This window comes from Corallococcus sp. CA054B (assembly GCF_003611625.1).
GTDB classification, from domain to species: domain Bacteria; phylum Myxococcota; class Myxococcia; order Myxococcales; family Myxococcaceae; genus Corallococcus; species Corallococcus coralloides.
Genome location: NZ_RAVY01000046.1, coordinates 21,317 through 44,258, shown reverse-complemented (window position 1 = coordinate 44,258; position 22,942 = coordinate 21,317). Strand labels below are relative to the sequence as shown.

19 protein-coding genes are annotated in these 22,942 nt (G+C 70.4%); 9 read left to right on the top strand and 10 right to left on the bottom strand.

Going from position 1 to position 22,942, the window contains the following annotated elements:
- Positions 1 to 9: 9 nt before the first annotated feature.
- The gene (locus D7V80_RS14360) at positions 10 to 780 is read right to left on the bottom strand and encodes a ferritin-like domain-containing protein (RefSeq protein WP_120588691.1); all 771 of its coding nucleotides are present in this window, start codon (positions 778 to 780) and stop codon (positions 10 to 12) included.
- The gene (locus tag D7V80_RS14355) at positions 777 to 1,982 is read right to left on the bottom strand and encodes a hypothetical protein (RefSeq protein ID WP_120588690.1); all 1,206 of its coding nucleotides are present in this window, start codon (positions 1,980 to 1,982) and stop codon (positions 777 to 779) included. Before D7V80_RS14355 ends, D7V80_RS14360 begins: the two co-directional genes overlap by 4 nt.
- 279 nt (positions 1,983 to 2,261) lie before the next feature.
- Here D7V80_RS14355 and D7V80_RS14350 point away from each other — a divergent pair, with 279 nt between their 5' ends.
- From D7V80_RS14350 to D7V80_RS14340, 3 genes are read left to right on the top strand one after another with little or no spacing between them, the layout of a single operon-like run.
- Entirely contained in the window at positions 2,262 to 4,604 is a 2,343-nt protein-coding gene (locus D7V80_RS14350; protein WP_120588689.1) for a CHASE2 domain-containing protein, read from the top strand.
- A 27-nt stretch (positions 4,605 to 4,631) separates the two neighbouring features.
- The gene (locus D7V80_RS14345) at positions 4,632 to 5,192 is read left to right on the top strand and encodes an SH3 domain-containing protein (RefSeq protein WP_120588701.1); all 561 of its coding nucleotides are present in this window, start codon (positions 4,632 to 4,634) and stop codon (positions 5,190 to 5,192) included.
- On the top strand, positions 5,192 to 6,181 hold the full coding sequence (locus D7V80_RS14340) for a M48 family metalloprotease (RefSeq protein WP_233585345.1): 990 nt from the start codon (positions 5,192 to 5,194) through the stop codon (positions 6,179 to 6,181). The genes D7V80_RS14345 and D7V80_RS14340 overlap by 1 nt, the downstream gene beginning before the upstream one ends.
- 12 nt (positions 6,182 to 6,193) lie before the next feature.
- Here the strand turns inward: D7V80_RS14340 and D7V80_RS42740 are convergent, their stop codons facing one another.
- The 3 genes from D7V80_RS42740 to D7V80_RS14325 are packed head-to-tail and all read right to left on the bottom strand — an operon-like array spanning position 6,194 to position 10,970.
- Positions 6,194 to 7,924 (bottom strand): hypothetical protein, encoded by a 1,731-nt coding sequence (locus D7V80_RS42740; RefSeq protein ID WP_233585343.1) that lies wholly within the window; start codon positions 7,922 to 7,924, stop codon positions 6,194 to 6,196.
- Between the two features lie 9 nt (positions 7,925 to 7,933).
- On the bottom strand, positions 7,934 to 8,896 hold the full coding sequence (locus tag D7V80_RS14330; protein WP_014393395.1) for a ParA family protein: 963 nt from the start codon (positions 8,894 to 8,896) through the stop codon (positions 7,934 to 7,936).
- Between the two features lie 49 nt (positions 8,897 to 8,945).
- Positions 8,946 to 10,970, bottom strand: coding sequence for a HEAT repeat domain-containing protein (locus tag D7V80_RS14325; protein WP_120588688.1), 2,025 nt, complete (start codon positions 10,968 to 10,970; stop codon positions 8,946 to 8,948).
- A 238-nt stretch (positions 10,971 to 11,208) separates the two neighbouring features.
- On the opposite strand from D7V80_RS14325, the gene D7V80_RS14320 reads away from it, so the two are divergent.
- Together D7V80_RS14320 and D7V80_RS14315 are read left to right on the top strand one after the other, a co-directional pair.
- Positions 11,209 to 12,090 carry a nitronate monooxygenase family protein gene (locus D7V80_RS14320; protein WP_120588687.1) on the top strand — a complete coding sequence of 294 codons (882 nt, stop codon included), beginning with the start codon at positions 11,209 to 11,211 and terminating at the stop codon, positions 12,088 to 12,090.
- Positions 12,091 to 12,513: 423 nt separating this feature from the next.
- Positions 12,514 to 12,888, top strand: a complete 375-nt coding sequence (locus D7V80_RS14315; RefSeq protein WP_014393392.1) for a helix-turn-helix transcriptional regulator — start codon at positions 12,514 to 12,516, stop codon at positions 12,886 to 12,888.
- 18 nt (positions 12,889 to 12,906) lie between these two features.
- Here D7V80_RS14315 and D7V80_RS14310 read toward each other — a convergent pair whose 3' ends face one another.
- On the bottom strand, positions 12,907 to 14,304 hold the full coding sequence (locus D7V80_RS14310; protein WP_120588686.1) for a sensor histidine kinase: 1,398 nt from the start codon (positions 14,302 to 14,304) through the stop codon (positions 12,907 to 12,909).
- 46 nt (positions 14,305 to 14,350) lie between these two features.
- On the bottom strand, positions 14,351 to 14,977 hold the full coding sequence (locus tag D7V80_RS14305; RefSeq protein WP_043322562.1) for a phospholipase D-like domain-containing protein: 627 nt from the start codon (positions 14,975 to 14,977) through the stop codon (positions 14,351 to 14,353).
- A gap of 125 nt (positions 14,978 to 15,102) precedes the next feature.
- Here D7V80_RS14305 and D7V80_RS14300 point away from each other — a divergent pair, with 125 nt between their 5' ends.
- From D7V80_RS14300 to D7V80_RS14290, 3 genes are read left to right on the top strand one after another with little or no spacing between them, the layout of a single operon-like run.
- Positions 15,103 to 15,774 carry a TetR/AcrR family transcriptional regulator gene (locus D7V80_RS14300; protein ID WP_120588685.1) on the top strand — a complete coding sequence of 224 codons (672 nt, stop codon included), beginning with the start codon at positions 15,103 to 15,105 and terminating at the stop codon, positions 15,772 to 15,774.
- A gap of 31 nt (positions 15,775 to 15,805) precedes the next feature.
- Entirely contained in the window at positions 15,806 to 17,257 is a 1,452-nt protein-coding gene (locus tag D7V80_RS14295; RefSeq protein ID WP_120588684.1) for an aldehyde dehydrogenase family protein, read from the top strand.
- 27 nt (positions 17,258 to 17,284) lie between these two features.
- Complete coding sequence (locus tag D7V80_RS14290) at positions 17,285 to 18,724, top strand: aldehyde dehydrogenase family protein (protein WP_120588683.1); 1,440 nt, start codon at positions 17,285 to 17,287, stop codon at positions 18,722 to 18,724.
- A gap of 718 nt (positions 18,725 to 19,442) precedes the next feature.
- On the opposite strand, the gene D7V80_RS14285 is transcribed toward D7V80_RS14290, so the two are convergent.
- Together D7V80_RS14285 and D7V80_RS14280 are read right to left on the bottom strand one after the other, a co-directional pair.
- Positions 19,443 to 21,065 (bottom strand): ABC-F family ATP-binding cassette domain-containing protein, encoded by a 1,623-nt coding sequence (locus D7V80_RS14285; RefSeq protein ID WP_120588682.1) that lies wholly within the window; start codon positions 21,063 to 21,065, stop codon positions 19,443 to 19,445.
- A 159-nt stretch (positions 21,066 to 21,224) separates the two neighbouring features.
- Complete coding sequence (locus tag D7V80_RS14280; RefSeq protein WP_120588681.1) at positions 21,225 to 21,587, bottom strand: cupin domain-containing protein; 363 nt, start codon at positions 21,585 to 21,587, stop codon at positions 21,225 to 21,227.
- 73 nt (positions 21,588 to 21,660) lie between these two features.
- On the opposite strand from D7V80_RS14280, the gene D7V80_RS14275 reads away from it, so the two are divergent.
- Positions 21,661 to 22,287: a phenylalanine--tRNA ligase beta subunit-related protein gene (locus tag D7V80_RS14275; protein ID WP_120588680.1), complete on the top strand. Its 627-nt coding sequence runs from the start codon at positions 21,661 to 21,663 to the stop codon at positions 22,285 to 22,287.
- Between the two features lie 7 nt (positions 22,288 to 22,294).
- Here D7V80_RS14275 and D7V80_RS14270 read toward each other — a convergent pair whose 3' ends face one another.
- Positions 22,295 to 22,792 (bottom strand): gluconokinase, encoded by a 498-nt coding sequence (locus tag D7V80_RS14270; protein ID WP_120588699.1) that lies wholly within the window; start codon positions 22,790 to 22,792, stop codon positions 22,295 to 22,297.
- Positions 22,793 to 22,942 lie beyond the last annotated feature (150 nt).

Sequence of the window (22,942 nt, the reverse complement as noted above, 5' to 3'; positions counted from 1 at the left end):
GCTGTCTGCTCAGGGCTGCGCGGGAACGGCCGCGGCGTCCATGGGCGCGCGCGCCTCCGTGGCCACGCCCGCCGCGAGCCATCCCTTCACGAGGGCCAGGTGCTCGGCCTCCGCGTCCAGCGCCAGCTGGAAGCGGTCCGCCAGCGAGTCATGGCCCAGGCCGCGAGCCAGGTCGATGAGCAGCTCCCAGCTCGCGTTGTCCGTCAGCTCCGCCACCAGCAGCGCCTGCATGGCCTGCCGCAGGTTGGTGCGCGCGTCGGAGATGGCCGCGGGCACGCCCATGGAGATGACCGAGGTGAGGTCCGCCGACGGCGTCATCGCCGTGGGGTCCGCCCCCAGCTTCTCCATGGCCTCCGTCAGGAGCGCGAAGTGGCCGAGCTCGTCCTCGAGGATCTTCGTGAGCAGCTCCCGCGAAGGCCCTCCCTCCCAGCTGCCGAAGACCTCCAGCTTGGAGAGCGCGCCCTCGTAGAGCCGGACGCCGCTGCGCTCGAAGGCGAGCCGCTCCCCCAGCTTGTCGATGAGCACGGTGGGCTTGCCGCCCTTGAGCATGTCCACCGCGGTCTTCGCCATGCCCTTGAGGCTCGCGGGCGGCGGCACGCTGCCCAGGCCGTCCGCGGCTTCTCGCGTGTACTGCTTGCGCACCTCCGCGATGGCCTGCGCGTCACCCGGGCTGCTGGGCTCGGCCTTCTGCGCCTGGGCGATGATGTCCTTGCTGTCGATGGGCGACGTCTTGATGCCAGTGCGGTTCGCGCCGACGTCGGCGATGTTTTCCTTGCTCATTGCAGCCTCCTCCCTTCGAGCACCGAGCCCATGCGCTCCGCCTTCGCGGCGAGCTCCGTGCCCGGCCTCCATTTGTATCCAGCCGCCGCCGTCTCCGAGGGCGACCCTTCCGAGTTCAGCTGGGTCTGGTACACGAGCGAGCGGTGGTCCGGCGGCAGCTGCGACTTGTCCACGTACTCGGTGCCGTCGGAGCGCATGTCCACCTCCTGCGAGAGGACCTTGCGCACGAACTCGCGGTGCTCCTTGAACGCGATGGGCTCCGGCAGCGTGCGGGGCAGCACCTCCGCGGGGTCACGCTGCTCCAGGGTCTTGAACAGCTCCATCACGTAGTGGAGGTGTCCCAGCTCGTAGTCCACGAACCGCTGCCACACCTCCTTGATGCGCGGGTTCGTCTCGTACGCGAGGCACGAGTAGTAGTTGTAGACCTCCATGGCCTCGTGGAGCATCCACTTCTCCAGCAGGGACTCGCCGGGGTCCATCAGCGAGCCGTACTGGGTGACGTGCTGCTCCTCGATGGAGGCGATCTCCGCGTAGAGCTGCCGCGCGACGGGGTCCGTGAACGTGGGGCCCACGGTCATGTAGTAGTCGTGCGTCTGGAACTCGGACGCGGTGATGGTCATCGCGTGCAGTTTGGACAGCGGATCCGCCGTCTTGCAGTCGTAGGGACGGCGCAGGTCATCCAGCGGATGGCGGTGCTCCACGGCCGTGGGGCGGCCCGGAATGATGTCCGTATAGGACTGGGTGATGTTGTTGGGGTCCTGGCCCTCCAGCCGGTCATAGAGCGCGGAATAGCGGTACAGGTGGTCGAAGTCCTCCAGCATCCCGAACCGGTACGTCTGGGCCAGATAGGGGTCGGGCTCGTGGATGGCCACGCTGGCGGTGACCTCGATGGCGAGCTGCTCGAAGCCGAGCGTGGTCTCGATGACCTTCTGGTCCGGCGGCGTGAGCCAGTTCACCAGCGTCTGCTGGTGGTGCTCCGCGCGGCGCACCAGCGCCAGATGCGGACGCAGCTCCAGGTTGAGCCGCGCGAAGATGTGCTTCATGCGCAGGGCGTCCGCTTCGATGCCGTTCATCAGGATGACGCGCGTCCGGGTGAACGCGTCATCGTCCATCTTGCTGTAGGGCCGCCGCACCATGTCCTTCCAGGTGAAGGACTGGCGCTCCACGGGGACGCCTTTTTCTTTGAACAGGTCCAGGGCCACGGGGTGACTCCTCAAGGCAGGGACAGGCTGTGAACGCGGACGGTGGCCATCACCGCCTCGGGTCCCATGGGCATCAAGGTTGGGGGGCTTCTCCCAACGGCAACAGACGTGCAGGCGTCGGTTGGCGGACGCGAGGGGCTGCGACGGCTCGCAGGGCCGCCTGCTTCGCGGTCCTCTCTGGAGCCTCCTGGATGGAGGTCCAATTCCGTCCCCCCTTGCGCGTGCCGCGAGGGCGTTTCCCGGAGTAGCGTCTCGCCGTCGACCTCGTGGGGAGGGGCCGTGGCGGGTGAGCCGTGGAAGATGATCCAGGAGCGCTGGCGCCATCACGGACGCGTGATGATGGGGATCGCGCTGGTGGCCACACTCGCCGCGTGGGCATGCGAGTGGGCTGGGGGCCTCGAGAGCACGGAGCACATCGCCTACGACGAGGCCCTGGTCCGGTTCACCGGCGGCCGGGAAGAGTCCAGGCAGGTGGTCGTGGTGGCCATCGACCAGGGCTCCATCGATGAAATCAGCCAGAACGCGCAGCTCCAGATCAACTTTGGCAACTGGCCGTACACGCGCACGCTGTGGGCGCGCATCGCGCAGGAGCTGAAGGCCGCGGGAGCCAGGGCCGTGCTGTTCGACGCGGTGATGGACGAGCGGACGGCCGACGAGTCCGTCGACCTGGGCTTCGCGCAGGTGCTGCGTGAGACAGGTCTCCCCTTCTACGTGGGCATGGCGAGCAGCGCCTCGGCGAAGCCGCTGGCTCGCGCGGACTTCCAGGCCCCCGTGCCGCTGACCGCTCCCGAGGCCGCTCCCGCCACCAGCCCGCCGCAGGACGACTCCTTCCCCGAGGAGTTCGAGGACGCACCGGCCCGGGCCACGCCCGTGCTGACCGGCGAGGCCCTGGCGCGGGCGCTCGCATTCCCCGCGCGTCGGACGGATGGGGGAGCACTGCCCAAGCTCGGGGACACGCCATCGAAGAAGGCATCGAGTCTCCGCTACCCGGTGCCTCCGACGCCCGCGCTGGTGGGCGCGGTGAACGGGGTCGGACTGGTGGACATGGAGGCGGATGGGGATGGCTCCATGCGCCGCACGCGCTTCGCGTACACGGACGGCACCAACACCTACGTGACGCTTCCCGTGCGCATGATGGCGGACCTGCTGGGCGCGAAGGAGGTCACGTTCTCTGGCCGCACCCTCCGCCTGGGCGAGCGCACGTGGCACGTGGACGACACCGGGAGCGCCGCGCTGGACTACGGCGGTCCGCTGGATAAGCGCTTCAAGATGGTGTCCCTCTTCGACGTGCTGAACGACTGGATCCACCGCTCCAGGGGTGAGCCCCTGGAAGTGCCCGCGGACACCTTCCAGGGCAAGGTCGTCGTCATTGGCGGCACGGCGGTGGGCCTCAACGACATCAAGGCCACGCCCTTCTCCGCCGCGGAGCCCGGGCTGGTGAAGCAGGCCACGGTGGTGGACACGCTGCTGGCGGGAACGTTCATCACCCGCGCGCCCCTGGCCGTGGACCTGGGCCTGACGTTCTTCGTGGCGCTGCTGTCCGCGGGGCTGCTCATGACGGCGCGCTGGACGCCGCTGGAGGTGGCCTGGCCGGTGGCGCTGGTGCTCGGGCTGCACGTGCTCATGGGCCTGCTGCTCAAGACGGCGCACACGCACGTGCTGATGGCGATGCCCGCGCTGGCGGGCGTGGGCTCCAGCGTGGCGGCGCTGGCGTTCAACCACCTGGTGGCCAACCGCGAGACGCAGTTCATCCGGCAGGCGTTCCACCGCTTCATGGAGCCGAAGCTGGTGGAGCAGATGATCCGCTCACGGCAGCTGCCGCGCCTGGATGGGGAGAACAAGGAGATCTCCGCGTTCTTCAGCGACATCCGCGGCTTCTCCACCTTCAGCGAGCGCTTCAAGGAGGACCCGCGCCAGCTGGTGCGCATCCTCAACACGTACCTCACGGCGGTGAGCGGAGCGCTGCTGCGCGAGGGCGGGTGCCTGGACAAGTACATTGGCGACGCGGTGGTGTGCCTCTTCGGCGCGCCCATGGCCCAGGAGGACCACGCCGTGCGCGCGTGCCGGGGCGCCCTGGCGGCGAAGGCGGCGGTGGACGCGCTGCGCGTGGACTTCCGCGAGAAGGGGTTCCCGGACGTGTACACGCGCATCGGCGTGAACAGCGCGGTGAACTTCGTGGGCAACTTCGGCAGCGACCAGCTCTTCAGCTACACGGCCATTGGCGACGGCATGAACCTGGCCGCGCGCCTGGAGGGCGCGAACAAGGCCTACGGGTCGGTCATCATGATTGGCCCGCGCACGTACGAGCTGGCGAAGGAGCACATCGAGGTGCGCGAGCTGGACCGGGTGCGGGTGGCGGGCAAGACGGAGGCCGTCACGGTGTACGAGCTGCTCGCGCTCAAGGGCCAGCTGGACGCGTCCACCCGGCGCACGGTGTCGCGCTACCACCACGCCCTGGGGCTGTACCGCGAGGCCCGCTTCGCGGAGGCCGCGACGGTGCTGGAGGCGGAGGCCGCCCGCTCGCCGGAGGACGGACCCACGGCGAAGCTGCTGGAGCGCTGCCGCGAATACCTGGAGACGCCTCCGGCGAAGTTCGATGGCGTCGCGAATCTGGAGAAGTGACGGCGTATCAGGTTGGGGAGGATGACGATGAGACGATGGACCTGGAGCGTCGTACTGCTGGCGCTGGGGCTGCCAGCGACGGCCGCGTGGGCGGTGAAGAAGGACGAGAAGCTCTACGTGAAGGCGCGCAACACGCGCGTGCTCAAGAGCGCGGTGCCCACGTCGGACGTGGTGGCGGTGCTCCAGCCCGGACAGCAGGTGACGTGGAAGGGCGCGGACCCGAAGAACGCGCAGTGGCATCAGGTGACGGAGCCCGGAGGCAAGGCCGGCTTCGTGTTCCAGACGAACCTGTCCACGAAGCCGCCCGACATGGAGCTGGTGTCCAAGGACGGCAAGACGCGCACCATCGACCCTGCCGCCTTCGTGTCCAGCGGCGCGGCGGTGAAGGCGCTGAGCCCGGGCGCTGAGAAGTACGGCAAGGAGAAGGGCGGCGGCTACGCGGACGCGGTGGCGCAAATCAAGAAGCTGGAGGGCCTGGCCCTCAAGGTCACGCCCGTGGAGATCGACGCGCACGCGAAGCAGGCCGGGCTGTTCCCGGTGGTGGCGCCCGACACGAAGCTGGGCCCCCAGAAGAAGGCGGTGAAGTGATGCGCTCGCGCATGGGAATGCTGGCGGCGGCGGGCCTGGGGCTGAGCCTCACGTCCTGTACCCAGGTGGCGAAGGGCCTGAGGGCCGCGAACCTGGGCGAGGACGCGAACCGGGTGGCGGCCGCGGCGGAGAAGGTGCAGTCCTGCGACAAGCTGAAGGTGGAGCCGGCCATCCAGGAGGAGTACGCGCTGGGCAGCGCGCTGGCCATCCACTGGGCGCAGCAGGGCGGCGGGCTGATGCTGTCGGACGCGGCGGAGGAGAAGCTGAACACCTACGTCAACACGGTGGGCCGCAACCTGGCGATGCAGTCCCCCCGGCCGGAGCTGCGCTGGACGTTCGGCGTGCTCAAGGACGCGAAGCGCTTCAACGCCCTGTCCGCGCCCGCGGGCTACGTGTTCGTCACGCACGGGCTGCTCCAGGGCGTGGAGAACGAGGCGCAGCTCGCGGGCGTGCTGGCGCATGAGATTGCCCACGTCGTGCTCAAGCACGCGCTGCACCAGTACGTCTCCGTGAAGGTGAGCACGTGCAAGGGCGCCGCGGTGACGGGCGCCGTGGTGTCGACGGTGGCCTCGAAGCTGAAGAACGCGAGCCTGGCGGACGGCCGGCTGGACCTGGACTCGGACACGGGGCTGATGGGGGAGATGGTCGAAGGGACCGTGGACGCCTTCGGCAAGGGCCACCGCAAGGACGAGGAGCTGGCGGCGGACGCGCTCGCGGTGGAGCTGCTGCTGTCCGCGGGCTACGACCCCAGGGAGTTCTCGCGCCTGCTTGAGCGGACGTCCGGAGGCGGCGGCTTCTTCGAGAACCACCCGAGGAAGGAGGAGCGCCAGGAGCGGATCGCCGACCTGCTCCAGGCGCGGCGGGAGAACGCGGATCCGCTCGCGCGGGTGGACGTCGCGTCGCTCCAGCGCCCTGCCCTGCCCGCGTCCTTCACCGCCACCGTGGGGCCCGGGAAGAAGCCCACGGGCGTGGCGAAGGACGCGAAGTAGGCGAAGGGTCTTTCAGCGCACCGTGGCCTGGCTCAAGGCGCGGTGCACGGACTCCAGGGCCTTGCGCGCCTCCAGCAGCTCGGCGCGCTCGGCGGTGAGGGACGCGACCTGCTGGGCCAGCACGTCGCGCTCGCCCTGGAGCGTCTCCACGGCGCGGCGCAGGGAGGCGGACTCGTCCTTGGCGCCTTCCAGCTCCACGGCGAGGCGCTCCTCTTCCGCCAGGCTGTCGGCCAGGGCCAGCTTGCCCTTGGTCACGACCTGCTCCAGCGCTTCGTGCTCCTTCGCGGCGGCCTGGAGGGCCTGACGGGACTCCTGGAGGGACAGGAGCGCTTCGTCGCGCTCGCCTTCCAGGGAGGCCAGCTCGCGCTCCAGGTCGGCGAGCAGCTTCACGCGGCCCTCCATCTCCGCGGACAGGCGGCGGGCCTCGTCCATGCGCAGGCGGGCCTCCTCGGTGGCCTTCTCCGCCTGGCGGCGGGCGACCTCGAGGTCCTGGGTGAGCGTGAGGTTGGCCGCCTTGACCTTGGTGAGCTCCGCCTGGAGGTGGGTGATGCGCTCCACGGCGCGCTGGCCGGCTTCCGCGACGGTGGCGGGCAGCGGCTCCGGGCGCGGGTTCTCGCGCACGGCCTTGAGGCGGGCCTTGAGCTTCTCACGGCGGGATTCGGAGTCGTCCTCGCGGGGAGGCGCGGGCGTCTGCACCTCGACGGGGGCGGGCGCGGCTTCCTGTCGGGCCACCGTCTCGGTGGTGGTGACGGTGGAGGCCTGGACGGCAGCGTACGTCGTCATGGGCTCGGCCTCGGAAGGCATGCGGAGGGCCTGAACGCCCATCCGTCCATCGAACTGTACTCCGGGAGGCGGGCCCGCGAAGGTGGCCGGCATGCCCCGGGGGGCTTCCGCCTGCGCCATCGCCGGGGGCGGCGAGGCGAACGTGACCGGCGCGGCGGCCTCCGCACGCGGAGCGGCCGGAGCCGGGGGCTCCATGCGGGCGACCTCGGCGCGCAGCGCTTCGGTGTGCGTCACGGAGTGGGCCAGGGGCGCCACGCGCGTCGGGTCCACGTGCGTGGCGGCCTCCGGACGCGCCGTCAGCGCATCCCAGCGCGCGGCGGGGGGCGGAGGCGGCTCCACGTGCGTGGGCGTCGGCTCGGCGCCCAGGGGCTCCCGTCCGAAGGCCTCGACCACGGACTCCCGCTGCTGCGCGACGGTCACGTTCCACGCGGACGCGGCGACGGCTTCCGCCACCTCGCGGTGCGACACCGGCGGCACCGCGTCCGCGTCCCAGACGGACTCTTCCGGCGCGGACTCCTGCGCCACGTTCCAGCCGGGCGCGGTCTCCTGCGAATCCGGATCCATCCACGGCGTGGACGGAGCCTCTTCCTCCACGCGCGCGGCCTCCGGGGACACCAGCGCGGACAGCGCGTGGGACACCGGCGAGAACGAGGGCGCCGTCACCGCCGGCAGCCCCTGCGCGGCGGGGGACGGCGCGGCGTGCCTGGGCGGGGCGTTCAGCGCGGCCTCCATCGCCTCGGCGGCGGTGGGACGCGGGCCGGCGCGGCGCTCGATGCGCGAGCGCACCTCGGAGGACAGGTCCGGCGACTCCGCGACGGGCGCGGGCGCTTCCGGCGCGGCGGGCTCCGGCGTGGCGGCGGCGGTCCCCGTGGGGTCGGCCGGGTCGAGGGCACCCGTCAGCGCCCCCAGGCGGAGGCGCGGCTTCGCGCGGGACACGTTCTGTTCGAAGGCTTTCTTCATGGGGAAATCTCAGCCGGCTTTCGTCGCGGTGCCGGCCTTCACCGCCGCGGCGTGCGCGGCCACCAGGCGCGGCAGCACGTTGTCCAGCATGGCCTGGATGTCGTTGGCGCCCTTGGACGTGGGGTCCGCCACGAACACGGGGCGGCCCTCGCTGGAGGCCTGCGCGAACTTGGTGCACTGCCGGATGATGGTGGGCAGCAGGTACTCGGGGTAGTGCGTCTGGAGCGCCTCCAGCGCCTCCTTCGCCAGCTTGAAGGTGGCGTTGAAGGAGTTCACCACGATGAACACGTGGTCCAGCACGTGGTTCAGGTCCTCCTCCAGGCTCTGCACCGTTTCGAACAGCAGCTTGAGGCCGTGGAAGGACAGGAAGTCCGCGAGCACCGGCACGAACAGGTCGTTCGCGGCCATCAGCGCGTTGAGGTTGAGCAGGCCGAAGGACGGGGGCGCGTCGAAGACGATGAAGTCGTACTGCGCCTCCACGTCCTTGAGCGCGTTGCGCAGCTTGAACTCACGGCCGGCCATGGGCATCAGCGCCAGGTCCACCGTGGACATGCTCAGGTTGGACGGGATGAAGTCCAGGTTGGGCAGGGTGGACTTCTGCACCACCTGCGCGAGCGGCGTCTTGCGGACGAGCACGTCCAGCAGCGTCTTCTCGAAGTCCTCGCCCTCGTAGCCCAGGCACTTGGTGGCGTGGCCCTGGCTGTCCAGGTCGATGAGGAGGACGGCGTAGCCCAGCTCCGCCAGGCGCCACGCGTAGGACGTGGAGAGGGACGTCTTGCCGGTGCCGCCCTTGAAGTTGAGGAAGAGCTGTTTGCGCAGGCCCGCGGTGGGCGGGAACTTGTTGAGCGTCGTGCGCAGCTCCCACACGTCTTCCGGGCCGTAGGCGTCCTTGCGCAGCTCCGCGGGGATGGACTTCGGAGTCACGCCGAGCATCTCGGCTACCTGCTTCGAGCTGTACGTCGGCGCTTCCATGAACGACCCTTCGGATGACGTGTGAGGCCTGGGCGAGTCCCACCTTGCCTCAAGCAGCGAAGTATTTGTGCCCCCTTCGCACGATGGCCCCTCGGGCCACCAGCAGGGCAACAGCCTCCTGGGCGAGCTCCGCCGGAGCGGACAGCCCGGACGTCAGCTCGGCGAGCGAGCGTCCTCGGACAGCGACCCGCACCTCCTGCAACATCGCCCCACACAGCGCTTCCACGGGAGACGGCCCGCGCTTGGGAGGAACCGGCGGCGCGGCGGAAGGCGCCGGAGCCCGGGCGGGAGGAGGCGCGCCCATGGCGACCAGCGCGGCCTGCACGGGCGTCCGCCGCACGGCGGGCTGCGCGGGCGCGGCAGGCGGCACTGGCGCGGCAGGCGGCGCGGTGGGAGCGGGCGAAGTGGAGGCCACCGGGCGCGAAGGCGGCGCAGCGGGGCCCGAAGCGAAGGACACGGGTCCCCCGTTCGCGACCCGGGCGGGCGCGGGAGCCGCACCGTGCATCGCGGCCGGTGCCGAACGGGCCGCGCCCACGGTGGCCACCGCGAGCGCGGGGGCGGCCATGGGCGTAGCGGTCCACTGCGAGGTGTTCGCGGCGACGTCCGCGAGCGACACCGGCACGGCCGTGTGCTCGGGAATCGAAGGGATGGCCTGTGGCACCGCGACCGGGGCGCCCACCTGCGGCGCGGCCATCGCGGCCACCGGCTGCGTCACCTCCGCGACCACGGGGGCCGCGGGCACGGGCTTCACTTCCAGCGTCGCGCGCACGGGCTTCACGGGCAGCGTCGCCAGCCGGCGTATCTCCCGGCGCCGGTGCGCATCATCCAGCGCGACCACCGCGGACACGTCGTGCCCCAGGATGCGCGACAGGCTCTGCGCCGCCGCCTTGCGCACGCGCGCCTCGCCGTCGTCCAGCGCGCCCAGCAGCAGCGTCCGGGCGTTCTCGCCCCGGCCCGCGCCCAGCGCCAGCGCCGCCAGCGCGCGGACCTCCGGATCCGTGTCGTGGATCGCGTCCTCGCCCAGCCGCCGCGCCGTCTCCCCCTCCAACCCCAGGGCCAACAGCGACGCGCGCCGGCGCACCGACCGGTCCGAATCCTTCATCGCCTGCGCCAGGTGCGGCGCCGCGTCCTTCGGCGCCAGCACCAGCAGCGCCTTCAACGCCGCGATGCGCACCTCCGGCACCGGCGACGCCAGGAGCGGCGACACCACCGACGCGCCCTCCTCCCGGCACAGCCCCGCGAACGCCTGCACCAGCGCCACCTGCGCCGTCGCGTCCGTCTCCGCGTGCAGCGCCGCCGCCAGCGCGGGCGCCGCCGCCGGATGCGCCAGCGCCTTCAGCCGCTCCGCCGCCCGCACCCGCGCCGCCGCGTCCGCCGCCGACAGCTCCCGCACGGAGAAGCCGAACAGCGTCTCGTCCGTGGTGCTGCCCGCGTGCCCGGACAGCTCCGCCATCTGCTCCGGGCTCACCCGCAGCCGGCCCTCGCTCTGAAGCCGCTGCGCCTCGCGCGCCACCGGCGACAGCCCCGAATCCGTCGTGCCCGACGCCACCGTCGAAGCCCGGAGCGGAATGGCCGGCGCGGGACGCTCCGTCCACGGCACGCTCGGCTCGGACGCCTTCAGCGGCACCGCCGGCCCGTTGAAGGGCGCGCGCATCGCGGGCACGTCCCCGCGGAGGATCACCTCGCTGCGCAGCTGGGAGATGAACGACGCCAGGTCGAACCCCAGCTCGTCGGCATCGTCCTCCGCCATCGCGCGCGCCTGCCCGGACGAGTGGATCCGGCTCGCGTCCAGCAGCTTCGCCATCAGCTGGTCGCGCTCCAGCCGCAGCGCGTGGTTGAGCCGGGACAGCTCCTCGCGCTCGGCCTGCGCGCGGGCGCTCTTCACCTCCAGCGACGCCACCTCCCGGCGCAGGTCCAGCTCACGCTGGTGCCCCGCCGCCAGGTCCTCCTTCAGGTGCGAAAGCTCGTCGCGCGCGGACGCCAGCTCGCCATGCAACTGCTGCGCACGGGCCTCGAAGTAGACGATCTTTTCGAGTGCGCTCTTGAGCAGCGCGTCCGGACGCTCGTCACTCACGACTGGCTCTGGCCTCCCCGCGAAGGCGCTCGGCGGCGCTCCCCGGTTCGCTTCACCGAAGGGACTCCCCGGTTTCCCGGCTCGCCGCCGGGGCGGGCACCTTATGTCAGCCCTACGTGCTACGTAAACCACGGAAACACCAGGGGTTTTCCCCTGCCGGGGCACGCTGTGATTGACAACGCCGCCCAGGCCGATTTTTCGGCCTCGCGCCCGCGTGCACGCATGCTCCAATGCGCGCATGGCCCCTTCGCGCATCGACACCGCGGTGACCCGGATGTTGGGCATCCGCTATCCCATCATCGCCGCCCCCATGTTCCTGGTGTCCAACGCGGCGCTCCTGGAGGCCGCCGGACGCGCGGGCGCCATCGGGGCGGTGCCGTCGCTCAACTACCGCACCGCGCAGGCGTACCGGGACTTCCTGAACACGTTCCCGAAGGACGTGCCCTTCGGCGTGAACCTCATCCTCAAGTGGGCCGAGCGCCTGGAGGAGGACGTGGCCGCGACGGTGGAGCGCCAGGTGCCGCTGGTCATCACCAGCCTGGGAGACCCCACGCCCATCGTGGAGCGCGTGCACGCGTACGGCGGCAAGGTGTGGAGCGACGTGATTTCACTGCGCCACGCGGAGAAGGCCGTGAAGGCCGGCGTGGACGCGCTCGTCGCGGTGGGCAGCGGCGCGGGCGGCCACGCGGGCAACCTGAGCCCCATGGTGCTGGGGCCGTGGCTCAAGGCGGAGCTGGGCGTGCCGGTGGTGCTCGCGGGCGCGCTGTCCACGGGGCGCCACCTGGCCGCCACGCTCGCGCTGGGCATGGACGGCGCGTACGTGGGCACGCGCTTCCTGGCCACGGAAGAAGCGGGCGCCGCGCCCGACTACAAGCAGGCGCTGGTGGACTCCGGGCCCGAGGATCTGGAGTACACGAAGGAGGTGACGGGCGTGCACGGCAACTTCATCAAGAGCGCGCTGGAGCGCTTCCGCGCGGGCCAGGGCAAGGCGTGGAAGGACACCTGGAGCGCGGGCCAGGGCGTGGCCTTCGTGAAGGACGTGCTGCCCGCCGCCACCGTCGTGGAACGCATGGTGCGCGAGTACTCCGAAGCCCGCGCCGCGCTGCCGTCCGAATCCTGAAGCAGCACTGAAGCCCCCGGGTATCGAGCCCCGCTTCCGGCCGCGTTCCGCCGGAAGCGCGCGGTCTCCCCGGACCCGCGAAGCCGTCGTGAATCGCACGAAGCAACCTGGCACGTCGGGCGACCTCTCAAGGCCTTCCCGTGACGTCTTGGGAGGGGCGGAGGCGTGCCCGCCTACCACCCCGGTTCGGCGCGCGTGACGCGCCAGGAAAAACACCCGGGAAGCCTTGCCAAACGCATGCGCGAGAACGGCGGAAACGGCGGATTGTCGAGGGTTTGCGGGCCCTGTCCGAACGCCCGGGGATGTCAGACCCCACTCGTAATCTGTGTCTCACGAGGTCACGCAAGGCAGCGACTTCTCCCCGGTACCTCTCCGTCTGAAAAGCGGGGGGAGAAGCTCCTCTTTCGACAGGTTTTGCACGCCATGGAACAGCGACTGGCAACCCTCATTGGAAACGCGGTGCGAGTGGCCCGGCAGCGGCTGGAGCTGACGCAGGCCGATGTCGCCGAGCGCGTCGGCATCGCCACCGAGGTGTACGGCCGTTTGGAGCGCGGGCACATGCTGCCCAGCGTGCGGACGTTGCGGAAGCTCTGCCTCGTGCTGAGCTGCTCGTCGGACGTGCTGCTCGGGTTGAGCGCGACGGCGGCGGTGACGGAGGACGGCGCGCCGCAGCTCGCGGAGGATCCGCCGGAGTACCGTGAGCGTCCCGAAGTGCGGCGCCTGATGCGCACCGTGCGCAAGCTGGATTCCCCGCGCCTGCGCCTGCTGGGGCAGGTGGCGCACGCGCTGGAGCGATGAGGCGCTGAAAGAGAGGGGCTACTCGGCCGCGGGCTCCGCGTTCGCGTCCACGGGCGCTGGCGCTTCGCGGTGGACAGGGGGGGATGCGGTACCGGAGACGGGCAACCGGAGGATGAAGCGCGCACCGCCTTCGGCGCGGTTCTCCGCGTCCAGGGTGCCTCCCGCGCGCGCCACGTAGTCGCGGCAGAGCGCCAGGCCCAGGCCGGTGCCCTTGCCGGGCGGCTTCGTGGTGAAGAAGGGCTCGAAGAGGCGCGGCAGCGCGGCCTCGGGGATGCCCGGCCCGTTGTCCTCCACCTCCACCCGCACGCGGCCGTCCTCCATGCGCGCGCGCAGCAGCACGTGCGCGGGCTTGCTGGAGCGGGCGGCCTCCAGCGCGTCCGCGGCGTTGAGCAGCAGGTTCACCAGCACCTGCACCAGGTGGCGGGCCGTGACGCGCGCGGGGGAGAGCTCCTCCGCCACGTCGCGCTCCACCACGCCCAGGCTGCGCAGGCGCACCGAGGCCAGCCGCTGCGCCTCGGCCAGCGCCTGCGCGACGTCGCAGGACTCCAGCTCGTCGGGGGCCTCGCGGGAGAACAGGCGCAGGTCGGTGACAATCTGCTGGATGCGCAGCACGCCCTGCTGCGTCTCGTCCAGCACGCGCCGCACGTCCTCCAGGTCATCGGGCGCGCCGTGCGCCCATTCCTCCTGGAGGTAGCGCAGGTTCGACTTCACGTACGCGAGCGGGTTGTTCACTTCATGGGCCACGCCCGCGGCCAGCTGCCCCACCACCACCAGCCGCTCCACCTCCGCGCGCTGGCGCTCCACGCGTGCGCGGCGCGACTCGCTCTCCGCCAGCTGGCGCAGGGCCTCCACGCGCTCCAGGTGCGCGTTGCGCTCGGCCGTGCGCAGCTTGCGGAAGGCCTCCGCGCCATGCGCGGACACCGCGAACACGAAGACGAGGCTGAGGCACTGGCTGAGGAACACCGTCCAGGGCACGTGCGACAGCCACGTCATCAGCCCCACCGCCACCAGCGTGCCTCCGATGGAGAACCACACCGGCAGGCGCTGGCCCGGGACGAAGACGGTGACCAGGAGGGGCACCGTGTAGAAGGCGGGGAACAGCGGGCTCTCCAGGCCTCCGGTGAGCTGGATGCTCACGGTGAGCGCCGTCAGGCTGACGGTGCCTGCCGCGATGCCGCTGAAGGGCGGTCGCAGCCACCCCGCGCCGACCGCGGTCCCCAGCGCGAGGAACGCCACGGCCCAGGCCAGGTGCGCCGCGAGGAAGTCCGCGCGGAAGCCGCCCAGAACCAGCGGGTGCGCCAGCGAGCCCAGCGTGATGATCAGTGCGCACCACCAATACGTGCGCCGCCGGACCCGACGGCGGGCCCGGACATCCGCGTTCGCGTCGTCCCACGCACTGGAGGTTGGAGGCGTCACCCCGCGCTGGTCCCCCAGGGCGCGTGGCGCGGCGCGAAGTGCAGCGTCATGTCGAGTCCTCCCGTGGACGTCGCAGCCGGCGGGACTTCCCCAAACGCACCGCGTCCCGTCCCCGTTTCTTCGCCTGTCCGCCGCCGGAGGGCAAGATGGGGTCAGGACACACCGCGCGAAGCCGACATCCCCGGCACTCGGCGCCGCTCCACACGGCCTCGAAGAGGGCCGTCGTCCGGTCGATGGTGTCGAAGTCCTCCGTCACGAAACCCAGCTCGAAGTTGCGGACATCGTCGCCCTTGGCGCCCAGGCCCGCGCCGGTGAGGTTGGCACTCCCCAGGTAGACCCATGCGCCGTCCACCACCACCGCCTTGAAGTGGACGCGCGGGCACACCTTCAGTTCCAGCCCGCCCTTCACCAGCCGGGAGCGCGCGTCGAAAGCCGCCCGGAACGGCCGGCTGGGCAGCTCCGCGTGTAACAGCCGCAGCGCCACGCCCCGGGCGGCCAGCCCATCCAGCACCTCCAGGAGCGGCACGAACGCCCCCTTCGAGCGCTCCACGTACATGGCCTTCACGTTGGCGGTGGCCATCCACACCGACTCGCGCGCGTGGGCCAGCTTGCGCAGCACCACCTCCTGGTACAGCGCGCTCCCCGACAGCAGCTCCGCGTCGATGGGCCTCATCATGTCACCCAGCGTCGCACACAGGATTACATGATACCAACCCCCACCCCTCGCGAACGTCCTGCGGTGGAAGAAGACCCATGCACCGGCTTGACCGATGACCGGTGGTCATTTAACTCCGGGTCATGGCGGGAGCACTGGCCGAGAAGCGGGTCGTGCCGCTGCGGGCGCGGCGGGACGAGGACAAGGAAGCGCGGCGGCGGGAGCTACTGGACGCGGCGCGGGCGCTGTTCGAGGCCACGTCGTTCGCCGAGGTGAAGATGGCGGACGTCGCGGCGCGCACGGGCCTGGCGAAGGGGACGGTGTTCCTCTACTTCCCGACGAAGGAGGCGCTGTTCCTGGCGCTCCTGGACGACCTGCTCGCCGCGTGGTTCGCGAAGCTGAACGGGCGCCTGGCCGAAGCCGGCACGTGGACGGGCCACCAGCTGGCGCGCGCGGTGGCCGAGTCGCTGGAGGGTGAAGAGACCTTCACGCGGCTCCTGGCGCGGGCGCAGACGGTGCTGGAGCAGAACGTCGCGGTGGCGCAGGCCCAGGCGTTCAAGGAGCGCGTGCTCGTGTCCATGGGGACGACGGCGGCGCTGCTCCAGGCGCGGCTGCCCTTCCTCACGCCGGAGTCCGCGGTCCAGCTCATCCGCCACGTGCACGCGCTGATGACGGGCCTGCGGCAGATGGCGGACATCGCCCCCGTGGCTCGCGAGGTGCTGACGCTGCCGCACATGGCGCCCCTGCGCGTGGACTTCACCGCCGAGCTGACGGCGGCCATCACCACCCTTCTTCGCGGGCTCGAGGCCCGCTGACCTTTGCGTCTTTCCTGAAACGGAGCTCGTCATGCTGGAAGCCGTCGCGTCCCTCCTTCCCCAGGCCTCGGTTGAAGTGGACCGCATCCGCGCGGTGTTCGAGTCGCAGCGCGCGAACCGCTGGAACCTGTCGCGCAGCACTCCCGCGGAGCGCATCGCCCGGCTGCGCAAGCTGCGCGAGGCCATCATCGCCCGGCGCGAGCAGCTGGCGGAGGCCATCCACCAGGACTTCCGCAAGCCGGCGATGGAGGTGGAGCTGACGGAGATCCACCCGACGCTGGAGGAGCTGAACCACACGGTGAAGCACCTGAAGTCGTGGATGAAGCCCAAGCGGGTGGCGACGCCGCTGACGCTCAAGGGCGCGTCCAGCCACGTGCGCTTCGAGGCGAAGGGCGTGGTGCTCATCCTGTCGCCGTGGAACTACCCGTTCCAGCTGGTGGCGGCGCCGCTCATCGCGGCCATCGCCGCGGGCAACGCGGTGATGATCAAGCCCAGTGAGAAGACGCCGCACACGTCGCGCTTCCTGGCGAAGCTGGTGCGGGACGTGTACCCGGAGAACGAGGTGGCGGTGTTCGAGGGCGGCGCGGAGGTGGCGGAGGCGCTGCTCCAGCACCCGTTCGACCACTTCTTCTTCACGGGCAACCCGAACATCGGCCGCAAGGTGATGGCGGCGGCGACGAAGTTCCTGTCCAGCGTGACGCTGGAATTGGGCGGCAAGTCGCCGGTCATCATCGACGAGTCCGCGAACGTGAAGGCGGCGGCGGAGGCGCTGGCGTGGGGCAAGTTCGTCAACGCGGGCCAGACGTGCGTGGCGCCGGACTACATCTACGTGCCGGCGTCGAAGCAGCAGGCGTTCCTGGAGGCGTTCAAGGCGGTGCTGGCGCGCTTCTACGGCGCGACGGAGGCCGAGCGTCAGGCGAGCCCGGACTTCGCCCGGGTGGTGGACCCGGCGGCGTGGAGGCGGCTCAAGGAGGTGCTCGACCGCACGGTCGCCGCGGGGGCGAAGGTGGAGGCGGGCGGCACGGCGGACGGGCCGTCGCGGTACGTGGCACCCACGGTGTTGTCCGGGGTGACGACGAAGATGCCCATCATGGAGGCGGAGATCTTCGGGCCGGTGTTGCCGGTGCTGACGTACGAGCGGCGCGAGGAGGTCTACGCGCACATCAACGAAGGCGGGAAGCCGCTGGCGCTGTACGTGTTCTCGCAGGACTCGAAGATGGTGGAGGAGGTGCTCCAGCACACGACGTCCGGCGGGGTGGTGGTGAACAACGTGCTCATCCACGTGGCGAACCCGAACCTGCCGTTTGGCGGGGTGGGGATGAGCGGGTTGGGGAACTACCACGGGCACTACGGCTTCAAGACGTTCAGCCATGAGCGGGCCGTGATGGTCCAGTGGATGAAGTCGCTGGCCGCGGTGTTCTTCCCGCCGTATCGGGGAAAGACCCAGGAATGGGCTTCCAAGGCGACCCGGATGCTGGAGTAGGGCCCGGGGCGGGAGAGAGGAACCGGCATGCGCGTGGTGTCAGTGGAGGAGGCCCTGGTCCCGGGAGAGCTGCAGGCGGTGTTCGACCGCCTCCAGGCGCGCCGTTGGGAGCTGGCGAAGACAGGGCCGAAGGAGCGCCTCGCGCGGCTGGAGAAGCTCAAGGCGCTGCTCCTGGAGCGGCGTGAGGAGCTGGCGGACGCGCTGCACGAGGACTTCCGCAAGCCGCCCGCGGAGGTGGAGGCGACGGAGATCCTGCCCGTGCTGCTGGAGCTGGCGCACGTGCAGAAGCACCTGAAGGCGTGGATGAAGCCGCGCAAGGTGGGTGCGCCGCTGCTGCTCGCGGGCACGAAGAGCGAGGTGCACCCGGAGCCCAAGGGCGTGGTGCTCATCCTGGCGCCGTGGAACTACCCGTTCCACCTGCTGGTGTCGCCGCTGGTGGCCGCGGTGGCCGCGGGCAACGCGGTGCTGTGCAAGCCGAGCGAGAAGACGCCCGGCACGGCGCGCTTCCTGGCGCAGCTGCTGCGGGACGTCTTTCCCCAGGACGAGGTGGCGCTGGTGGAGGGCGGCGCGGAGGTGGGCGAGGCGCTGCTCCGGCTGCCGTTCGACCACTTCTTCTTCACGGGCGGGCCGCGCGTGGGGCGGCGGGTGATGGAGGCGGCTGCGCGGCACCTGGCGGGGGTGACGCTGGAGCTGGGCGGCAAGTCGCCGGTCATCGTGGATGCGTCCGCGGACGTGGACGCGGCGGCGGAGCGGATTGTCTGGGGCAAGTTCCTGAACGCGGGGCAGACGTGCATCGCGCCGGACCACGTCTGGGTGCACGCGTCGAAGGAGGAGGCGCTGCTGTCCGGGATGAAGGCCGCGCTGGAGCGCTTCTACGGGAAGACGGAGGAGGCGCGGCGGGCGACGCCGGACTTCTGCCGGATGGTGGATGACGGCGCGTACAAGCGCGTGTGCCGGCTGCTGGACGAGTCCGTGGCGGGAGGCGCGCGGGTGGTGGCGGGAGGCGGCGTGCACGCGGAGACGCGCTACATCGCGCCCACGGTGCTGGCGGACGTGACGCCGGAGACGGCGGTGATGGACGAGGAGATCTTCGGGCCGCTGCTGCCGGTGCTGCGCTTCGAGTCACTGGATGAGGTGGTGACGCAGGTGCGCGCGGGGGGCAAGCCGCTGGCCATGTATGTCTTCAGCCACGAAGAGGCCACGGTGGAGCGCCTGCTGAAGGAGACGAGCGCGGGCGGCACGGTGGTGAACAACGTGGTGTTGCACAACGTGAACCCGCATCTGCCGTTTGGCGGCGTTGGGCAGAGCGGGCTGGGCGCGTACCACGGCGAAGCGGGCTTCAAGGCCTTCAGCCACGAGCGCGCGGTGGTGCGTCAGGGCCGCACGGCCTTCACGAACCTCTTCTTCCCGCCCTACCGGGGCAAGGCCCAGCGCCTGGCCCGGCTCGCGAGCAAGCTGTTCGAGTAGCATCCTCGCGCGACATCACCTGGTGCGACTGGCGGGCCGGCTGTTCGAGCAATTTCCTACGGCCCGCCTTCCTCCCTTAAGCTTGAACAGGAGGGCAAGGCCTTGGCGACGGCCTTCCTGGAGGAGGCTTTCAATGCTGGCCCCTAGAACGTCCTGGCTTCTCCTCGCTGGAGTCGCTGGAGGCTTGTTGACCGGGAATTGGATGAGCTCGGCGAGCCCAGCCGCACCGGAAGCATCGTTACCGGATGCGTCGCAAGCCTCTCCCCTCCCCCTGTTCGCTCGGCTCCGCCGTGGCATGGCACGAGCCGAAGCGGAAGCGCTCGGACAAGGCGCCACACTGGGCGGATACCCGGCGAAGGTGACCTACGAGTTCTCCCCCAACGATCAACTTGAGAACTTCGGGATCTCAGCCTTTCGCCGGGAAGCGGGCTGCGCAACGGCGTTCAAGGCCCTCCACGATGAGGCAGTTTCCGCTCTTGGCGCTCCCACCTCTTCAAACCGCGTGGTGGAAGGTAAGCAGTGCGAAGACTGGACCCTCAGTGACTCAGCGCTTCGCATCTGCTGCAGACACGCCAGCCCTGCGGACGGAGGAACAGGCTGGATGCTCCTGACCGCGATCAGATCCTTCTCTCCTCAAGAGAAGCTCGACCTCGGAGACGGGTTCCATTGAAACAAAGACGCCCAGAGCGTCTCCACGCTCTGGGCGTCCGGTGCTTCTTTAGCTGCGCAGGCCCGGGGCTTCCTGGCCGGTGCGCGCGACGTACTCCGTGTAGCCGCCGCCGTACTTGTGGATGCCGTCCGGCGTCAGCTCCAGCACGCGGTTGGAGAGCGCTCCCAGGAAGTGCCGGTCGTGGGACACGAACAGCATCGTGCCCTCGTAGCGCGACAGCGCCGTGATCAGCATCTCCTTCGTGCTCATGTCCAAGTGGTTCGTGGGCTCGTCCAGCACCAGGAAGTTCGGCGGGTCGTAGAGCATCTGCGCCATCACCAGACGCGCCTTCTCTCCACCCGACAGCACCCGGCACTTCTTCTCCACCTCGTCGCCGCTGAAGCCGAAGCAGCCCGCCAACGCCCTTAACGAGCCCTGCCCCGCCCTGGGGAACGCGTCCGACAGCTGCTCGAAGACCGTCTTCTCTCCGTCCAGCAGGTCCATGGCGTGCTGCGCGAAGTAACCCATCTTCACGCTGCCACCCAGCGCCACCGTGCCTTCATCCGGCTGCGTCGTGCCCGTCACCAGCTTCAGCAACGTGGACTTGCCCGCGCCGTTCACGCCCATCACGCACCAGCGCTCCGCGCGGCGCACCAGGAAGTCCAGGCCGTCGTAGATGGTCCGCTTGCCGTAGCCCTTGCTCACGTTCTTCAGGTTCACCACGTCGTCACCGGAACGCGGCGGCGGCTGGAACTCGAAGAGCACCGTGGAGCGGCGCTTCGGCGGCTCCACCTTCTCGATCTTCTCCAGCTTCTTCACCCGGCTCTGCACCTGCGCCGCGTGCGACGCGCGGGCCTTGAACCGCTCGATGAACTTGATCTCCTTCGCGAGCATCGCCTGCTGACGCTCGTACTGCGCCTGCTGCTGCGCCTCGTTCTGCGCGCGCTGGCCTTCGTAGAAGTCGTAGTTGCCCGAGTACGTCGTCAGCGAACCGCCGTCGATCTCCACCACCTTCGTCACGATGCGGTTCATGAACTCGCGATCGTGCGACGTCATCAAGAGCGCGCCCTCGTACCCCTTGAGGAAGCCCTCCAGCCAGATGAGCGACTCCAGGTCCAGGTGGTTGGAGGGCTCGTCCAGGAACATCGCGTCCGGCCGCATCAGGAGGATGCGCGCCAGCGCCACGCGCATCTTCCAGCCGCCCGACAGCTTGCCCACGTCGCCGTCCATCATCTCTTCGCTGAAGCCCAGGCCCGCGAGGATCTCCCGCGCGCGGCCCTCCAGCGCGTACCCGCCCAGCTCCTCGAACCGGCCCTGCACGACGCCGTAGCGCTCGACGAGCTTCTCCATGTTGTCCGCCTGGTCCGGGTCACCCATGGCGGCTTCCAGATGCTTCATCTCCGCCGCGACGGTGCTCACCGGGCCCGCGCCGTCCATGACCTCGGACACCGCGCTGCGGCCGTCCATCTCACCGACGTCCTGGCTGAAGTAGCCAATGGTGACGCCGCGGTCGATGGAGACCTGTCCTTCGTCCGGGTACTCCTGGCCGGTCATCATCCGGAACAGCGTCGTCTTGCCCGCGCCGTTCGGGCCCACGAGGCCCACCTTTTCGCCCTTGTGGAGCGCGGCCGACGCCTCGATGAAGAGGATCTGCTGACCGTGTTGCTTGCCGATGTTGTCGAGACGGATCATGTGCGTACCGAAAAGGCCCGGGGAATCAGGCGGCGCGCCCTTATGCCACGAGCCGCCCGCCGGAGGGATGCTTCCGAACCCCCAACGGCTTCCGGTCCTTCCACGCGGCCGGGCAGGCAGGCCCCTGCCCGGGATTCCGCCCGGCTTGGAACGCGGGCCTCAGTCGTCCCGGTGCACCGTGCCCGGAGAGAACGCCGGGGTGCAGATGGCCACGTACTCCGCGCCCTCTTCGTCGGGGGTGCTGTAGCGGACCCACTCGCCGGGCTCGCACACCACCGACTGGCCGGCGTGGACGTCCATCATCCCGCCCTTGTGCTCCACCCGCAGCGTGCCCGCGAGCACCAGGGTGATTTCACGGAACTCGGGCGTCTGGCCCGGCTCCTCCCACCCACCCGGGCTGCGCATGTGGGCCACGCTGATGTTGGACGTCTTGGAGTTCACCCGGCCCACGTACTCGTCAATGAGCTTCGGCTTGTTGCCCACCGCCGTCACACGGATGGGCTTCTGGATGAGGGTGGGCATGCAAAGGCTCCAGGCGGGATGAAGGGAAAAGCGGCAATCCCTACCCTATCAGTGTGTGGCGTAGAGTGCCGCCGTGCTGACCGTCGACCCCCATCCCCTCCTCGACCTCATCGCCTTCACCTCCTCCTTTCCCGCTCCCCTGGGGGACCTGCCCGCGCCCGAATGGCTGCAGGCCCTGCTGAAGCCCGGCGCCACCGCGCCCCTCCAGAGTGACGACGCCGTCCGGGGCGCCGTGCGCGACCTGCTCCGCCACGGCGGCTACAAGCCCACGGGCCGGGGCAAGCCCGCGTCCGAGTACCTGGTGCGAGCCTCCGGCGACGGCACCCTGGGCACCATCAACGCCGCGGTGGACGCCTGCAACGCCGTGTCGCTGCACAGCGGCCTGCCCATCAGCGTGGTGGACCTGGACAAGGCCCAGGCCCCGTTCCGCGTCTCCACCGCCATCCAGGGCGACCGCTACGTCTTCAACGCCTCCGGGCAGACCATCGACCTGGAGGGCCTCTTGTGCCTCTTCGACGCGCAGGGCCCGTGCGCCAACGCGGTGAAGGACGCCCAGCGCACCAAGACGGACGCCACCACGCGCCGCACGCTCACGCTGCTGTGGGGCACGAAGGAGCTGAAGGGGCACACCGAGCGCGCCTTCACCTGGTACCGCGAGCTGCTGGAGCGCCTGGGCGCCACCGTCGAGCCCGTGCGCTGAAGAAGCCCTACGCCCGGGGCTTCAACGCCAGCCCCGCCACGATGTGGTCGACGATTTCTCCGGGCGGCGGCGTCACGTCCACGGTGAACGCGCCGTCGGGGACCTCCAGCGTCTCCAGCTGGCTCTGGAGCAGCGACGCCGGCATGAAGTGCCCCACGCGCTTCTGGATCCGCTCGAGGATGACGGACGCGGGCGCGTGCAGGTACACCCAGCGCTCGCGCGCGGGGTCCACGGTGAGCCTCGCCCGGTAGAAGGCCTTGAGGCCGGAGAACGCCAGCACCAGGTCCTCGTCCGTCTCCAGCGCCTTCTCCATCCTCGCGCGCAAGAGCTCCAGCCAGGGCTGCCGGTCCACGTCCGTCAGCGGCGTGCCCGCGGCCATCTTCCGGCGGTTCTCCACCGAGTGCAGGTCGTCCGCGTCCACGAACGTCCACCCCAGCCGGTCCGCGAGCGCCCGGCCCACCGTGGACTTCCCGGTGCCTGAAACGCCCATGACGATGACCACCATGCCGTTGCCGCCTCCCTCGGGTCTCGCGCGCTCCTCCATGCTGCGGCCTTCCCGCCCCAGGTGCCATGCGAGAAACACGGCCGGTGCCCCACCGGGCGTGAGCGTCCGATGTCCAACGCCGCAGGGCCCGTCCCCTCCATGCTTTCCACG

Bases quoted from the DNA above. Each gene is read 5' to 3' on its own strand.
- D7V80_RS14360 (WP_120588691.1), bottom strand. From the start codon at position 780: ATGAGCAAGGAAAACATCGCCGACGTCGGCGCGAACCGCACTGGCATC.
- D7V80_RS14345 (WP_120588701.1), top strand. From the start codon at position 4,632: ATGAGACGATGGACCTGGAGCGTCGTACTGCTGGCGCTGGGGCTGCCA.
- D7V80_RS14340 (WP_233585345.1), top strand. From the start codon at position 5,192: ATGCGCTCGCGCATGGGAATGCTGGCGGCGGCGGGCCTGGGGCTGAGC.
- D7V80_RS42740 (WP_233585343.1), bottom strand. From the start codon at position 7,924: ATGAAGAAAGCCTTCGAACAGAACGTGTCCCGCGCGAAGCCGCGCCTC.
- D7V80_RS14330 (WP_014393395.1), bottom strand. From the start codon at position 8,896: ATGGAAGCGCCGACGTACAGCTCGAAGCAGGTAGCCGAGATGCTCGGC.
- D7V80_RS14320 (WP_120588687.1), top strand. From the start codon at position 11,209: ATGGCCCCTTCGCGCATCGACACCGCGGTGACCCGGATGTTGGGCATC.
- D7V80_RS14315 (WP_014393392.1), top strand. From the start codon at position 12,514: ATGGAACAGCGACTGGCAACCCTCATTGGAAACGCGGTGCGAGTGGCC.
- D7V80_RS14305 (WP_043322562.1), bottom strand. From the start codon at position 14,977: ATGAGGCCCATCGACGCGGAGCTGCTGTCGGGGAGCGCGCTGTACCAG.
- D7V80_RS14300 (WP_120588685.1), top strand. From the start codon at position 15,103: ATGGCGGGAGCACTGGCCGAGAAGCGGGTCGTGCCGCTGCGGGCGCGG.
- D7V80_RS14295 (WP_120588684.1), top strand. From the start codon at position 15,806: ATGCTGGAAGCCGTCGCGTCCCTCCTTCCCCAGGCCTCGGTTGAAGTG.
- D7V80_RS14290 (WP_120588683.1), top strand. From the start codon at position 17,285: ATGCGCGTGGTGTCAGTGGAGGAGGCCCTGGTCCCGGGAGAGCTGCAG.
- D7V80_RS14285 (WP_120588682.1), bottom strand. From the start codon at position 21,065: ATGATCCGTCTCGACAACATCGGCAAGCAACACGGTCAGCAGATCCTC.
- D7V80_RS14280 (WP_120588681.1), bottom strand. From the start codon at position 21,587: ATGCCCACCCTCATCCAGAAGCCCATCCGTGTGACGGCGGTGGGCAAC.
- D7V80_RS14270 (WP_120588699.1), bottom strand. From the start codon at position 22,792: ATGGTGGTCATCGTCATGGGCGTTTCAGGCACCGGGAAGTCCACGGTG.